At 49.4% G+C, this 15,519-nt stretch carries 14 protein-coding genes and 1 other RNA gene; 1 reads left to right on the top strand and 14 read right to left on the bottom strand.

Going from position 1 to position 15,519, the window contains the following annotated elements:
• The first annotated feature begins 5 nt into the window (after positions 1-5).
• Positions 6-1,325, top strand: coding sequence for a histone deacetylase (locus ACKU40_RS17840; protein ID WP_320174132.1), 1,320 nt, complete (start codon positions 6-8; stop codon positions 1,323-1,325).
• Between the two features lie 97 nt (positions 1,326-1,422).
• On the opposite strand, the gene ACKU40_RS17835 is transcribed toward ACKU40_RS17840, so the two are convergent.
• The 14 genes from ACKU40_RS17835 to atpA form a co-directional block, all read right to left on the bottom strand.
• Positions 1,423-3,006 carry a methyl-accepting chemotaxis protein gene (locus ACKU40_RS17835; protein WP_320174131.1) on the bottom strand — a complete coding sequence of 528 codons (1,584 nt, stop codon included), beginning with the start codon at positions 3,004-3,006 and terminating at the stop codon, positions 1,423-1,425.
• Between the two features lie 330 nt (positions 3,007-3,336).
• Complete coding sequence (locus tag ACKU40_RS17830) at positions 3,337-4,221, bottom strand: 4-hydroxybenzoate octaprenyltransferase (protein ID WP_320174130.1); 885 nt, start codon at positions 4,219-4,221, stop codon at positions 3,337-3,339.
• A 23-nt stretch (positions 4,222-4,244) separates the two neighbouring features.
• Positions 4,245-4,688 carry a DMT family transporter gene (locus ACKU40_RS17825; protein ID WP_320174129.1) on the bottom strand — a complete coding sequence of 148 codons (444 nt, stop codon included), beginning with the start codon at positions 4,686-4,688 and terminating at the stop codon, positions 4,245-4,247.
• 127 nt (positions 4,689-4,815) lie between these two features.
• A complete protein-coding gene (gene tyrS / locus ACKU40_RS17820; protein ID WP_320174128.1) occupies positions 4,816-6,084 on the bottom strand; it encodes a tyrosine--tRNA ligase in 1,269 nt (422 codons plus the stop codon).
• Positions 6,085-6,316: 232 nt separating this feature from the next.
• Positions 6,317-7,105 (bottom strand): TIGR00282 family metallophosphoesterase, encoded by a 789-nt coding sequence (locus ACKU40_RS17815; protein ID WP_320174127.1) that lies wholly within the window; start codon positions 7,103-7,105, stop codon positions 6,317-6,319.
• A 53-nt stretch (positions 7,106-7,158) separates the two neighbouring features.
• Entirely contained in the window at positions 7,159-8,715 is a 1,557-nt protein-coding gene (gene rny, locus ACKU40_RS17810; RefSeq protein ID WP_320174126.1) for a ribonuclease Y, read from the bottom strand.
• Between the two features lie 193 nt (positions 8,716-8,908).
• Positions 8,909-9,091: non-coding RNA, 6S RNA (gene ssrS / locus ACKU40_RS17805), on the bottom strand.
• 38 nt (positions 9,092-9,129) lie between these two features.
• Entirely contained in the window at positions 9,130-9,378 is a 249-nt protein-coding gene (locus ACKU40_RS17800; protein WP_320174125.1) for a cell division protein ZapA, read from the bottom strand.
• A 79-nt stretch (positions 9,379-9,457) separates the two neighbouring features.
• Entirely contained in the window at positions 9,458-9,634 is a 177-nt protein-coding gene (locus ACKU40_RS17795) for a hypothetical protein (protein ID WP_320174124.1), read from the bottom strand.
• A 31-nt stretch (positions 9,635-9,665) separates the two neighbouring features.
• A complete protein-coding gene (gene glmU / locus ACKU40_RS17790; RefSeq protein WP_320174123.1) occupies positions 9,666-11,048 on the bottom strand; it encodes a bifunctional UDP-N-acetylglucosamine diphosphorylase/glucosamine-1-phosphate N-acetyltransferase GlmU in 1,383 nt (460 codons plus the stop codon).
• Positions 11,049-11,248: 200 nt separating this feature from the next.
• Positions 11,249-11,677: a F0F1 ATP synthase subunit epsilon gene (locus ACKU40_RS17785; protein ID WP_319777935.1), complete on the bottom strand. Its 429-nt coding sequence runs from the start codon at positions 11,675-11,677 to the stop codon at positions 11,249-11,251.
• 14 nt (positions 11,678-11,691) lie between these two features.
• A complete protein-coding gene (atpD, locus tag ACKU40_RS17780; protein WP_320174122.1) occupies positions 11,692-13,095 on the bottom strand; it encodes a F0F1 ATP synthase subunit beta in 1,404 nt (467 codons plus the stop codon).
• Positions 13,096-13,112: 17 nt separating this feature from the next.
• Positions 13,113-13,991: a F0F1 ATP synthase subunit gamma gene (locus ACKU40_RS17775; protein ID WP_320174121.1), complete on the bottom strand. Its 879-nt coding sequence runs from the start codon at positions 13,989-13,991 to the stop codon at positions 13,113-13,115.
• A 15-nt stretch (positions 13,992-14,006) separates the two neighbouring features.
• The gene (atpA, locus tag ACKU40_RS17770) at positions 14,007-15,515 is read right to left on the bottom strand and encodes a F0F1 ATP synthase subunit alpha (RefSeq protein ID WP_320174120.1); all 1,509 of its coding nucleotides are present in this window, start codon (positions 15,513-15,515) and stop codon (positions 14,007-14,009) included.
• Between the last annotated feature and the right edge of the window lie 4 nt (positions 15,516-15,519).

Genomic DNA, 15,519 nt, shown 5'->3' with positions numbered 1-15,519 from the left:
TTAGAATGCTCAAGGCTGAAAACAGTCTGGGAATCATATTTTTCCCCGCCTTTGACTGGGCAATTTCCCCCACCCATCCGGAAAGGGAAGAAAGATTGCTCTACACGCAGGACCAGCTGCGCGAAGAAGGACTCTTCGACATCGAAGGTATCCGCGAATACAAGCCCGAAGTTGCCTCCAGCGAAGATATTGAACGGGTTCATTTCTGCTTTCCCGAAGCCGAGGCCGTTGCAACCCGTTCGCACTACATTTCCGCAGGCGGGGCCATCAAAGCAGCACAACTTATTCTGGAAGGCGAAAGGGACCGGGCCTTTGCACTCGTACGGCCGCCGGGACACCACGCCATGAAGACAGTACAGGGATCACGCGGATTCTGCGCCATCAACATAGAAGCTATTATGTGCGAATACATCCGTGAACATTACGGTCCCAAGCGCATCGCCATTGTGGATACCGACTGCCATCACGGAGACGGCACACAGGATGTTTACTGGCATGACCCCGACACCCTGTTCATATCCCTGCATCAGGATGGGCGCACCCTCTATCCGGGAACCGGATTCCCCAAGGAATCAGGCGGCCCCAAAGCGCTCGGACGCACGGTGAATATCCCCCTGCCCCCCGGCACATCCGATGCCGGATTCATGATGGTCATGGAGAATGCGGTTATGCCTATTCTTGAAGACTTCAAACCGGACTTAATCATCAACTCCGCCGGACAGGACAACCATTTCACCGATCCGATCACCAACATGAATTTCTCGGCACAGGGCTATGCAGCTCTCAACTCCATGCTCAAGCCCGATATTGCCGTACTTGAAGGCGGCTATGCTATTCAGGGAGCCCTGCCTTACGTAAATCTGGGCATCAGTCTGGCCATGGCCGGAGTGGACTATTCCCATGTGCGCGAGCCGGGTTTCAACCCTGAGACCCTCAGGGAGTCCGAAGAAATAATGAATTATATCGCAAACATCTGCGAAGGCGTTAAGGACATCTATTTCAATCCTCCCACAAAAAGCAGTGAAGGCGTCATCAGCGGAGGCTGGTCCGTTCGCCATCGTAATATTTTCTACGATACTGAAGGATTCACTGAATCACAGACCGAATCCCTGATGCTTTGCGAGGACTGCCGGGGATTACTTAAGGTGGAGACCCAGCGCGAAGGCGGTCCTATGGGTTTTGGCCTTGAAATACCTGCTGCAGCCTGCGACAAGTGCCGTAATCAAGGCTATTCGCTTTTGGAAGAAGCACAGGTCAAAAGCCGCTACCGCTACATTCAGCTGATCAACCGCAAAGACAAGGACTACCTGCGCTACGGATTTTGACAAAAAAAACGAAAACTCCTCAGGCTGAGGGGATAGGTGCGTTCAACGCCTAACAAAAAGCGGGGCAGGTTCTGTAGAACCTGCCCCGCTTTTTAATTTATTTCTTCTGCATTCCGTGAATAATACCGGAAAGATCATCCGCCAGCTTGGCCAGTTTTTCAATGGCCGCTGAGGATTCGACCATGGCCTGTTCGGTCTCGTTTGAAATGCGGTTAACCGTCTCAGTGGAACGGTTAATCTGCTCACTTGCTGCAGCCTGTTGCTCAGCAGCGGTAGCGATAGACCTGATCCGGTCGGAAGTCTCCTCGGACATGGAGACGATGCGCGCCAAAGCCTCACCGGATTCCCCGGCCAGCGAGGTACTGCGGGCAACTGACTCAACCGCGGCTTCGGTAGCCTTAACGTTAGTCTTAGCTCCCTGCTGAATATTTGAAACAGCCTGATGAACCTCGGTTGTTGCCTGTACGGTTTTCTCCGCAAGCTTGCGGACTTCATCTGCTACAACGGCAAATCCTCGTCCGGCTTCACCGGCACGTGCAGCCTCAATTGCAGCATTCAAAGCCAGCAGGTTGGTCTGGTCAGCAATATCCTCAATCACGCTGAGCACATTACCGATAGCTTCAGCTTTGATATCCAAATCTTCCATGGACGCTTTCAGCGAATTGGCCTGCCCGGAAACTTCATCAATTGCACTGACAACACCGGCAACAATATCTTCACCTTTCTCAGCTTCAGCCTTTGCTTTATCAGCATCACTTGCGGCTTCCTGCGCATGGCGGGCTACTTCGAGCACAGTGGCATTCATTTCTTCCATGGCAGTAGCGGCCTGTCCGGCTTCCTCACTCTGAACCATGGCTCCCTTGCGGGCCTCACCGACCAATCCACGTAACTGTTCAGCCGCGCTGCTCAAATCATAAACAACAGAATCGGCCTGGTCAGCAGCTCTGGCGATAAGTTCATTCTGATCAAGGATATGCGCTTCACGCTGCTTTAATTCTGTAGTGTTGATATACAGACAGCATCCGCCGATAACATTGCCAACCACATCATGCAGGGGAAACAGGTTGGCCAGAATATTAATATCACTACCGTCCACATGCTTGAAAATGACTTCGCGGTTCATAGCCCGGGTATCGTCATCCATACAGTGACCGATCAGGGACTTGCGATCATCATGGTAAAAAATCTGGGAAATCATGCGTCCATGATATGAAGCAGGTTTCTCGCGGGAACCGATCATTTCCAGAATTTCTTTGTTGAGAAAAGTGATGTGTTCCTTAGTGTCTACAATGCAGCAACCAAGAGGCAGGCCTTCAAGAATACTGGTGCTGAAGCCAAGGCGTTCCTTATAAGAATCACTCAAATCGCTCACAGCAGCACGCAAGCCGTCAAGCCCCGGACTGGAGCATTTATCAGCTTCGGAGTATTTACCCTTGATCACCAGATTGGCAAAATTTGTAAGGCATTCAACAGGTCGGACGACCTGATTTTTAAGAACGGTAAAAATACATATTCCAAGCAAGGCCAGAAGTGCTATCAAGCCGAAAGCCAGCCCGGTAATAGCCCACGGTTCATTGCTGAAACCAGTTAAGATCACGCCGCAAAAGGCTGCAGCGACAACTAACACCCCAAAATAAATCCATGCGACAGTACGCATGAATTTTCCATTTCCATTCTCCATATCAACTTCTCCCAGCTAAATGCGAATAACCAACTGAATTATCCGATCATCCCTTTCTACCGATTCACCTCGTCTCCACAAACGAAGGTTATATTCGTATATGATACAATAATATATCGGTAGAATTAAGAGTATTTTTAGCCTTCCAAAGCCGAACCTTCAATAAACCTCGCAAATTCGCTTCTAAACACTATATAAGAGCTTGTCTACTCGTTTTGATATATTAAAAAAATACAAACGGAGTCAGTGTATTACACTGACTCCGTAACCTATTCGTAACTAAGATATTTTTAATCTGCGGATTCTACGCAAATATTTACGTACGGCAGTCTAAACCATTATGTCGGCAAAAGTACCCAAGAACAGGAGTACTGAAATCACTCCGTTCAAAGTGAAAAAAGCCATATTAACCCGGCTCATATCTTCAGCAGATATTACCTGATGTTCAAAAATGAGAATTCCGCCCACTACAGCGAGGGTGGAAAAATAAATCCAGCCCAGTCCGGCTGCCAGCCCGGCCAGCGCGAAAAAGATGACCGTATTAATGTGACTGAAGGTTGATATGGTCAAAGCCTTCTGGATACCGAGATTAGCCGGAACGGAATTAAGTCCCCGGTTACGGTCGAATTTACGGTCCTGAGTAGCGTAGAGAATATCGAATCCGGCCACCCAGAAAGTAACCCCGAAGAAGAACAAAATCGCGGGCAGGGAAAAATTAGGATCAACACAGAGCCAGCCTGCAACAGGAGCCAGACCAAGCACTGAGCCAAGCACAAAATGACAAAGCATGGTGAAACGTTTGGTCAGGGAATAAAAAGCCGACCAACCCAGCGCAAAAAAGGAAAGCTTGTAACAAAGTTCATTCATGCCCTTGCAAGCGAAAACAAAAACAACGGCACAAACCGCGATAAAGCAGAAAGTAAAGAAAGGAGTAAGTTCCCCGGTAACAAGCGGGCGAGTCCGGGTACGCGGATTTTCACTGTCGATATTGATATCAAAAAGCCTGTTCACAGCCATGGCAAAGGAGCGCACAGCCACCATAGCCACGGTCAGCAGGGCAAAAGGCTTGAATTCCGGCCAAGTTCCGCTGGCCAAAAAAACACCCATATAAGCGAACGGCAGAGCAAAAATGGAGTGTTCAATCTTGACCATCCGGCAGACCAGAACAGTATTTTCCCATAGCTTCTTCAAGTACTTGCAAAGAATATCCTTCAAAACCCCACTCCTTGATATTTAACCTAAAATTTCTCAATCAGCACTGCGCCGACAACGACCAGCAAAGCGCCGACAATACGGCCCATCGTTGCCTCCCGCACGGCATACCCTATGATTCCGTAGTGGTCCAGCACAAGGGAAGCAGCCATTTGCCCGGCAACCATCCAGCACATCATTGTTCCGGCACCCAGCACCGGGGCAACAACCACTGCCGCCGCCACAAAGAAAGCGCCCATAAATCCGCCGGTCCACATCCACCACGGTCCTTTTAAGACAGTCGAACCTTCCGGAAGCGGAACCTTGGTAAAATAGGCATAAACCAGCAGACTCAATGTCCCGACAGCAAAAGAAACAATGGCAGCTAAAACAGGATCGCCCACAAAGCCGCGCAGCTTGAGGTTAACTCCGGCCTGAGTTGGCGCAAGAGCACCAAAGAGAAATGACATTACAATGAAAAACAGTCGCATAAACTACCCTCTACTCAAATTGCATGCACACAATACATTGCTTAATCCTGATTGCAAAGCAGTATGCACAATAAAGCCCGCTGAAAGGATCTTCCAGCGGGCCAAATCAATCCGTATTGGACTTTATTTATTTAACGGTAACTAAACCGTAGTTCTTTTTACCTTTGCGGATGAGCATGCATTCACCGCCGATAAAGTCATTCTCGCCGGGAACATAATCGAACTCGGAGACACGTTCGTTGTTAATGTACAATCCACCACCCTGAATATCCTTGCGGGCCTGACCTTTGGATTTAACCATGCCGAGGTCGAGCAGGATCTGGGGCAGATCGGGCAGGTCTGCCTTAGCGTATTCAACGCCGGGAGCAGCTTCCATGGCACCGCGCAGGGTTGCGGCATCAACAGACATGATATCGCCATTGCCGAACAGAGCTGCGGTTGCGGCCTGAACCTTTTCCAGTTCTTCCTTACCGTGAATCATGATGGTTGTTTCTTCGGCAAGACGCTTGTGAGCGGCACGCATGTGCGGAGCTTCCTCATGCTCTTTTGCGATCTCAGCAATCTCTTCCTCGGTAAGGAAGGTGAAGTACTTGAGGAAACTGATTACATCACGGTCATCAGTATTGATCCAGAACTGGTAGAATGTGTACGGAGAAGTCAGTTCAGGATTCAGGAATACGGCGTTGCCTTCACTTTTACCGAACTTCTGGCCGGATGCGGTTGTGATCAGCGGAAAGGTTACTGCATAGCCTTCACCCTGAGCCTTGCGGCGGATCAGTTCGCAACCTGCGGTGATGTTGCCCCACTGGTCGCCGCCACCAATCTGGAGCTGGCAGCCTTTTTCCATGAAAAGATGGTAGTAATCGTAGCCCTGCAGAAGCATGTAGCTGAATTCAGTATAGGAAATACCAACATCATCACGACCGAAACGGCCTTTTACGGATTCCTTGGCCATCATCCAGTTGATGGTGAAATGCTTACCCACATCGCGCAGCATATCAAGAAAGGAGATCTCTTTCATCCAGTCGTAATTGTTAACTACTTCGGCCTTCTCACCGGTATTGCGCTCAACAAAAGATTCAATCTGGGCTTTGATATTTGCAGCCTGAGATTCAATTTTTTCAATAGAAGAGAATTCCCTTTCCTTGTCCTTACCGCTGGGGTCACCGATACGTCCGGTTGCACCACCAAGAAGAAACAGCGGATTGTGACCGGCACGCTTCATACGTACAAGGCTGAGCAAAGGAACAAGGTTACCGATATGCAGGCTGTCGGCAGTGGGGTCGAAGCCGCAATACATGTACTGACCCGGAGTATCCAGATACTCGCGTACCTTCTCTTCGTCAGACACCTGATTGATCAGCCCTCGCCACTTAAGTTCATCATAAATGTTCATTTGGTTAAACCTCTTTAAGAATGTATTTATTTGCCTGCATTAGGCTTTTTATGCCTTCGGCGAGCCTCCCGGCGGACTCAAATCTTTTTGCAAAGGGTTTGTTCCACTGTCGCTATCCCTAAGACTCGAAACAGAACTTCTCGCCTAAGGGCTAGAGCAAGAATCCCAAAACCTTTTGTTAAGCTTTGCTGGGGAAAATCGTCGATAAGCAATATTTTTATAGAAACTTTTCTTATACGGTCATCCGGCCCGAATTGTATGTCTCAATTGAGACAGTCCGACCTGTTTCTTCATCTATTTCTAGCAGCACGCCTTGTAATTCTATGGGGCCGCCAGCAACTTTCCATTTCTGGGGAAGACCGGTCACAAAGCGTTTGATGACCGGATTGGGACTTAAGCCCAAACAGGATTCAACCGGACCGCACATACCTGCATCGGTTATATAGCCGGTGCCGTTTTCAAAAATGCGGGCATCATTGGTCTGAACATGGGTGTGGGTGCCCAGCATGGCACTGACCCGCCCGTCAAGGTAGCGCCCGAGGCTCTGCTTCTCCGAAGTGGCCTCAGCATGAAAATCAACCAGTATGACCTTAATCTCTGGGCCGATTTCCTCTAAAATTTTATCCGCACATTTAAACGGGCATTCCACCGGGTCCATAAAGACCCGTCCCTGCAGATTAATAACCGCAACGGGCACTTCACCACGGACAGCAAAAGAAGTCCAGCCTCTTCCACGAGTTCCTTCCGGCAGGTTCGCCGGACGCACGATCCGGTCATTGGTCTTTAAGAAAGAATAAATATTACTGAACTTCCAGATATGGTTACCGGAAGTTAAAAGGTCAATCCCGTAATCAAGAAGCTGCTGGGCATTCTTGATTGAAAGCCCGATTCCCTGAGACGCATTTTCCCCGTTGGCAATGATCAGATCAAGACCAAGCTCCTCACGAAGCGCCTTAGCTTTTGCAGCGATCCCCTTACGACCGGGCCTGCCGAATATGTCACCGAGAAATAATATGCGCATGGAATGTGATAATAAAGAAAAGGCCCGGTTAACCGGGCCTTTCAGGAAGTTACTTACTTTGCATAGCCCACCGAGCGCCGTTCGCGGATAACGGTCACACGAATCTGGCCTGGATAGGTCATGTTGTTTTCAATCTTGGTGGCAATGTCCTTACAGAGCATATGGGTGTTATCGTCAGATACTTTTTCAGCATCAACCATAACCCTGATCTCACGGCCCGCCTGAATGGCGTAGGCTTTGGAAACACCGTCGAAACCGGTAGCCACGTTTTCAAGCTCTTCAAGACGCTTAACGTAGTTTTCCAGCAGTTCCTTACGTGCACCGGGACGGGCACCGGACAGGGAGTCCGCAGCCTGTACGAGGGTTGCGAGTACGGATTTGGGCGGAACATCTTCGTGGTGAGCCTGAATAGCGTGGATGATCTCTTTGGATTCACCATGCTTCTTGGCAAGGTCGGCACCGATAACAGCGTGAGGACCTTCGATTTCGTGGTCAACAGCCTTACCGATATCGTGCAGCAGGCCTGCGCGCTTGGCGATTTTCTCGTCCATGCCCAGTTCTGCAGCCATGATTCCACAGAGGAAAGCCACTTCAAGTGAGTGCTGAAGCACGTTCTGGGAGAAACTGGTACGGTACTGCAGCTGACCGATGAGTTTGACGATTTCGGGATGAATACCGTGTACGCCTACATCGAAAGTTGCCTGCTCACCAATTTCACGCAGTTTGACGTCCATTTCCTGCTCGACCTTGTTGACTATGTCTTCAATGCGTGCGGGGTGGATACGTCCATCGTGGATCAGACGCTCAAGAGCCTGCTTAGCCACTTCGCGGCGCAGCGGACTGTAAGCGGAAAGAACAACTGTTTCCGGAGTATCATCAATGATCAGGTCAACACCGGTAGCAGCTTCAAGAGCACGGATGTTGCGGCCTTCACGTCCGATAATGCGGCCCTTCATGTCTTCGGAAGGAAGGGTTACAGCTGTAACAGTCTGTTCGTTGACGTAATCGCCGGAGTAACGCTGGATAGCGAGGGCGAGAATCTTGCGGGCCTTGCGGGTTCCCTCTTCCTTGGCTTCCATTTCAATGGCGCGAACCATTTTGGCAGCCTCGTGGCGGGTCCTGCTTTCAATTTCGGTCATGAGCTTTTCACGCGCTTCTTCAACAGTCAGTCCGGAGACTTCCTGCAATTTGCGCTCGTGCTCATCCTTTCTTCTTTCGAGATCTTCGCGAAGACCTTCGAGCTTCTTTTCCTGCTTGATCATACGCTTTTCAAGAGCCACAACTTCGGACTCTTTACTGGCTACTTTCTCAAGCTTGTGTTCAAGACGCTCTTCTTTTTCCTGGAGACGTTCCTCCTGCCTTTTCAGGCCGCGCTCCATCTCTTTATACTCATTTTCCTGCTCTTTTTTCAGAGCATAAACTTCATCCTGACCCTGAAGCTTGATTTCCTTTTTCATGGCTTCAGCTTCTTTACGGGCTTCCTGGACAATACGGTCAGCCAATCCTTGAGAATCAGCCAGACGTTTGGAATTCACGTACCGATGCAGGGCGTATCCGCCTGCGGCACCCAGGGCGATTCCAAATAAAATCAGAAAAAAATCCCCAAACATGCCTTTCTCCTTTGTATGTTGACAGGCCTCAAAGGACCTGATTCGTCATTACCGATTAATACAATCGGACGATTATAACAATCTGCAATGGAAAGAAGAGAACTAAAGGCTGAATGAGGTGTTTTTAAGTGGTTCGGTAGAAATTTAATAAATTAAACTTGTTAATTCATACCAAGACCGAGAATACCCATATTGGGACCCCGGAGATGCCGTGTTGCCGTATACGTTAGAACCTAGTCTAACAGGTGGGCGCCGCCCCCGGAATTTCAGGCTTCCCGGCAAAACCGGGCCTGCACACCACTCCGGTGAAGCTTGCTCCCTTACTTTTTATATTGGTTCAAAAGCCATAGGGCAATCACGCACTCCCCAGGGAAATTTCTTTATATCTTAAAAAGCAGTGCCGTGCACAGCTTATCACTTCTCTAACAGCGCGTTAATTTTCTCTTCCATCATTTCGAGTTTGCGGCTGTGTTCAAGGTAATCATCGGCCAGACTAAGAGCCAGACAGGTGAGTAATTTCTCCCTGCTGACATTTTTTCCGCCCCGGGTAAGCTCGCCAAATCTCTCTTCGAGCACATCTTTCGCGGCTTCAATTCTTTCTTTGTCCGCATCGGTCTTGAAAGAAATTTCAAGTCCGAGAACGGGAATAGTATAACGGGGCATATTAATCCGGCGGCAGTATTCCTGTAGAATTTATATAAATCCGTTCCCTCCTTTTGAAGGGAAACGGATCTGAAAACCCTTATTCGATGGTACCTTCAACTTTGTTCAGGAGAACTTCAATGCGATCGCGGACCTCGTCCTTACGCTGTTTCTCCTGCTCAAGTTCCTCAAGAAGAAAAGCATTTTCTTCTTCGAGTTGCTTAATTTTTTGCAGCATCTTATCGAAACGTTCTTCCAAATGAGCGATTATTTCCATAGTTCTACCCTAATACCTTATCTTTACAAAATCAAGACTTCTTAGAAGTCCGGGAAATGTTGACCTGCCTGCCTCTTGCGACACCGAGGTCACCATCTTTTACATTCTTAGTTATTGTGGAACCGGCTCCGATCAAGGCACCTTTGCCTATAGTCACCGGGGCCACCAAAGCAGTATTACTGCCGATGAACGCACCTTCACCGATAACGGTTTTGTGTTTGTTCACCCCATCATAGTTGCAGGTGATAGTACCCGCTCCAATATTTGTTCCTGCCCCGATTTCACTGTCTCCGAGGTATGTCAGGTGGCTGGCCTTTGCTCCCTTACCGAGAACTGCCTTCTTTACTTCTACAAAGTTGCCCACCTTGGACTCTTCCTCAAGAACAGCACCCGGGCGCAGACGTCCGTATGGACCGACCATACAGTCACGGCCAACCTGAGCTTCCTCAAGGTGGCTGTATGCTTTAATTATTGCTCCGGATTCAACAAAGCTGTCCACTATCCGCACATGTGACTGAAGTACAGCACCACGACAGATCTTTGACGAACCATAAATCTCGCAAGGCCCTGTGATTTCAGCACCCGGCTCAATTTCAACACCGGGACCGACTACAACCGATTCCCAATTGTGCAGGGTAACCCCATTTTCAAGCAACTTTTCAGCTGTCCTCAAACGAAGCGCCGACTCTGCCTTGGCAAGCTCCAGCGGGCTATTAATCCCCATAAGATCAATGGAGTTTCCGGCATTCACTGCGGTGACGTTCATGCCACATTCCACAGCAAGGTCAACAAGATCAGTAATATAATACTCACCACTCTTATTATTGTTGGTCAGTTTACTAAGTAAGCTGTCCACAGCAGAGATTTTAAGACAATAGATCCCGGCATTGACTTCGCCGCTCGCAGGACCGAGTACTGATTCGTCATAATCCTTGGCTTCCACGATGGCGGTAACCCGACCGGCCTTATCGCGGATAACACGCCCAAAAGCAGCCGGTTTATCAGGAGTGATGCTCATAAAAGAAAGATCGGCAACATCATTTTTAACCGCTTCAAGAAAATCTGTCACGGCCTGTTCCTGAATCAGCGGAGTATCACCATTAATAACCAAGCAGTATTCAGCACCGGAATCTTTGATCCGATCCCAGCCCATCTGGAGGGCATGACCGGTTCCAAGCTGTTCGGCCTGAAGGACAAAACGGTCCTTCATGTCGGGAAAAGCACTCTCAACCTGTCCGGCTTCAAACCCGACAATGGTAAAGACATCCTCTCCAAGAGCAGGTTTCAAGGCCTTATATACATAGTAGAGCATGGACTCACCGAGTAAGGTTTTAAGCACCTTGGGGCTGTCCGAATGCATGCGGGTACCCTTCCCTCCGGCGAGAACAAGAGCGCAGGCAAATGATTTATTCATAATAAATTACTCTCCAATATTATTTGCTCGCAACTTGTTATCAGGTTGCCGGACTTGAGTAAATGCGTAATAAAATTTTATTGAATTTAATTTTTACATGATTTCAGTATGCTATCTAAGAGATTACATAAAAAAAGGAGCAGACTGTTTAAACAGTCTGCTCCCTGATAGCCATGTGGGCTTGAGGCTGAAACTAAGCTCTAGTGAGTGGTAGTTCCGGCCTTCTGGGCCGCATCTTTGCAGCTTAAGCGTGCAAGAGCTCTCTGGAGAGCGGCCTGCGCGCGAGCGGATTCAATGCGATCCTGTGCTTTAGCCAAACGAGCCTTCGCTTTTTCCTGAGCTTTCTGAGCCCGAGCGATGTCGATCTCAACGGCCTTTTCAGCAACTTCAGCGAGAATGGTCACTTTATTGTTTCCTACTTCGGCAAAGCCGCCGGAAACAAAGATATAGTGAGTGCGGTTACCTTCTTTAAAGTAGAGGTTACCTACGCCGAGAGCCGAAAGAAAGGGTATGTGATTGGCCATAATACCAAACTCACCCTCAATTCCCGGTGCGCCGACATAGTCGACTTCCTGGGAAAGGACCTTGCGATCAGGAGTAACGATTTCCAAAAGGAGCTTACTAGCCATAATCGCGTCCTATGCTATTTGTTTTTCTCTTTTTCAATGGCTTCTTCGATTGCGCCAACCATGTAGAAAGAGTTTTCAGCCATGCTATCGTATTCGCCGTCGAGGATTCCTCTGAAAGCCTTAACAGTATCTTCCAGCTTTACGTATACGCCGGGGGTACCGGTGAATACTTCAGCAACGTGGAAGGGCTGGGAGAGGAAACGCTGGATGCGGCGTGCACGTGCAACAGTCTGCTTATCTTCGTCGGACAGTTCGTCCATACCGAGAATGGCGATGATGTCCTGAAGGTCTTTGTATTTCTGCAGAACCATCTGAACTTCACGAGCAGTGTTGTAGTGCTCGGCACCAAGAATGTTGGGGTCGAGAATACGGGAGGTGGAGTCAAGAGGGTCAACCGCAGGGTAAATACCAAGCTCTGCAATCTGACGGGAAAGAACGAGAGTACCGTCAAGGTGAGAGAAGGTGGTAGCAGGTGCGGGGTCAGTCAAGTCATCCGCAGGGACGTAAACAGCCTGAACAGAGGTAATGGAACCTTTGTTGGTGGAGGTAATACGTTCCTGGAGTCCACCAAGGTCAGTACCGAGAGTCGGCTGGTAACCAACTGCGGAAGGCATACGACCGAGAAGTGCGGATACCTCGGAACCTGCCTGGGTGAAACGGAAGATGTTATCAATAAAGAGAAGAACGTCTTCACCTTCTACATCACGGAAGTACTCAGCGATGGTCAGAGCGGTCAGTGCAACACGAGCACGTGCTCCCGGAGGTTCGTTCATCTGGCCGTATACGAGAGCAGACTTCTCAAGAACGCCTGCGTCTTTCATTTCATGGTAGAGGTCGTTACCTTCACGGGTACGCTCACCAACACCTGCGAAGCAAGATTTACCACCGTGCTGTTTCGCAATGTTGTTGATCATTTCCATCAGAATAACGGTTTTACCAACACCTGCGCCGCCGAAGAGGCCCATCTTACCACCCTTGGGGAAGGGGACGAGAAGGTCAACAACCTTGATACCGGTTTCCAGCAGCTCAACCTTGGTGGACTGCTCGGTAAATTCCGGAGCAGCGCGGTGAATAGACATAGATTCTTTAGCGTCGATGGGACCCAGTTCATCAACAGGGCGACCAACAACGTTGAGGATACGACCGAGAACGCCGTCACCGACAGGTACGGAGATGGATTTACCGGTTGCAACTACTTCCATGCCGCGAACGAGACCTTCGGTAGCGTCCATAGCGATGGTACGAACAACATTGTCACCGAGGTGCTGTGCAACCTCACACACCAGATCAGGTGCATCGGAGTTGTTCGGGTTATCAATCTCGACCGCAGTCAGAATGTTGGGCAATTGCCCTTCAGGAAATTCGACGTCAACAACCGCGCCGATAACCTGAACAATTTTACCTGTAACTTTACTCATCAGAGTAACCCCCTATATTATCCTTTCAGCGCTTCTGCGCCGCCGACAATGTCCATAAGATCCGCGGTAATAGCGGCCTGCCTGGTTTTGTTGTAAAGCAGAGTCAGAGTCTCGGTCATATCGTCGCATGCTCTGGATGCGTTATCCATGGCAGCCATACGTGCAGCGTGTTCACTGCAGGATGTGTCGAGCAGACCGCGGTAAACCTGAACTTTAACAAAACGGGGCAGCAGCTCCGCGAGAAGGCCTTCAACGGAAGGTTCGTAAATGTATTCGCTGCTAGCACCGGATTCAGCTTCTTCACCTGCGGCGTCTGAAGACATGGGCAGGATCTGGAGGGTTTCCGGTGGCTGGCTGCCAACGTTTACAAATTTACCGAAGACGAGGAAAACCTCATCAAGATCTTCAGCAAGGTAGGCGTCGATAACTTTGTTACCGATGGATGCAGCAAGGTTAAAGTCGAAGGAGCTCATATCATCAGTATATGCTTCAATGATTTCGAACTCAGTCTTCTTAACGGCGGCAGCGCCTTTTTTACCTACGCAGTAAAACTTTACAGCTTTACCTTCAGCCTTCTTTGCAGCAGCCAGTTTAAGGGCTGCATTTATCATATTCGCATTAAAACTACCGCAAAGTCCGCGATCAGAGGTAGTAAGTACGATACCTACGGTCTTGATCTCTTCGTGGACTTCGAGCAACGGGTGAACGGAGGAATCCGCGCCTGCTGCCAGATCGCCAAGCATTTCATAGAACTTGTCTGCGTAGGGGCGGAAGCGCTCAATTCTGTCCTGAGCACCACGCAGTTTAGCCGACGCAACCATGTTCATGGCTTTGGTAATCTGCTTAGTCTTTTTAATACTGACGATTTGGTTTTGGACATCCTTAAGAGAAGCCATCAGTACCTCCCAGGATTAAGCTGTGAAACCTTTATTAAACTCTTCCAGAGCGGCCTTCAGCTTGCCTTCGATATCGTCGTCAATAGCGCCTTTAGTCTTGATGCCTTCCAGAATTTCAGGCTTCGCGTTAGCGATGAATTCCTGGAGTTCATCTTCATATTTACGTACTGCGGAAACAGGAACTTCATCCATGTAGCCGCGGGTACCGGCGTACAGAGATACAACCTGCTCCATGACGTTCATGGGCTTGTACTGAGGCTGCTTAAGAAGCTCAACCATGCGGGCACCGCGGTTCAGCTTCTGCTGAGTGGCCTTATCGAGGTCGGAACCGAAAGCTGCGAAAGCTGCCAGTTCACGATACTGTGCGAGGTCAAGACGCAGAGTACCGGCAACCTGCTTCATAGCTTTAATCTGAGCAGCACCACCAACTCGGGATACGGACAGACCTACGTTAACAGCAGGACGGATACCGGAGTTGAAGAGGTTAGGCTCGAGGTAAACCTGACCGTCGGTAATAGAGATAACGTTGGTCGGGATGTATGCGGATACGTCACCTGCCTGAGTTTCAATGATAGGCAGTGCGGTCAGAGAACCGGCGCCGAGGCTATCATTTACTTTACAAGAACGCTCGAGGAGCCTTGAGTGCAGGTAGAAAACGTCACCGGGGTATGCTTCACGTCCCGGAGGGCGACGAAGCAGGAGAGACATCTGTCTGTAAGCAACAGCCTGTTTGGAAAGGTCATCGTAAGCGATGAGGGCGTGCTTACCACCGTCACGGTAGTACTCAGCCATGGTTGCACCGGTGTATGCAGAAATAAACTGCAGAGGTGCAGGCTCAGATGCTGTTGCAGAAATGATTGTGGTGTATTCCATTGCACCGTGCTTACGCAGAATGTCAGCAACAAGAGCAACTGATGCTTTTTTCTGACCGATAGCTACGTAGAAGCAATGGATACCGGAATCTTTCTGAGCGAGAATTGCGTCAACGCAGATAGCGGTCTTACCAACCTGACGGTCACCAATAACCAGCTCACGCTGACCACGTCCGATGGGAGTCATCGCATCAATCGCCTTCAGACCGGTGTACATGGGTTCATGTACGGACTTACGTGCGATGATACCGGGAGCTTTAAGCTCAACAGGACGGGTTTCTTTTGCTTCAATAGGTCCGAGACCGTCGATGGGCTGTCCGAGAGGGTTCACAACGCGACCCATAACAGCGTCACCAACAGGTACGGAGAAGAGCTTGCCGGTACGTTTTACCGGGTCACCTTCTTTAATGCCTGTGTCGTCACCGAGGAGAGCAACACCGACGTTATCTTCTTCGAGGTTGAGAACCATGCCCATCAGGCCGCCGGGGAACTCGAGGAGTTCCATAGCCATTGCGTTCTCAACACCATGTACACGAGCAATACCGTCACCAACATACAGTACGGTACCGGTTTCGCTCATTTCGACCTTAGACTCATAATTCTGAATCTGATCTTCAATGATTTTGCTGATTTCTTCCGCTTTAATCTGCATGGCC

It is taken from the genome of Maridesulfovibrio sp., assembly GCF_963666665.1.
Classification (GTDB): Bacteria; Desulfobacterota; Desulfovibrionia; order Desulfovibrionales; family Desulfovibrionaceae; genus Maridesulfovibrio.
The sequence above is the reverse complement of the archived record's forward strand: the minus strand, read 5'-3'. Positions and strand labels throughout refer to the sequence as shown.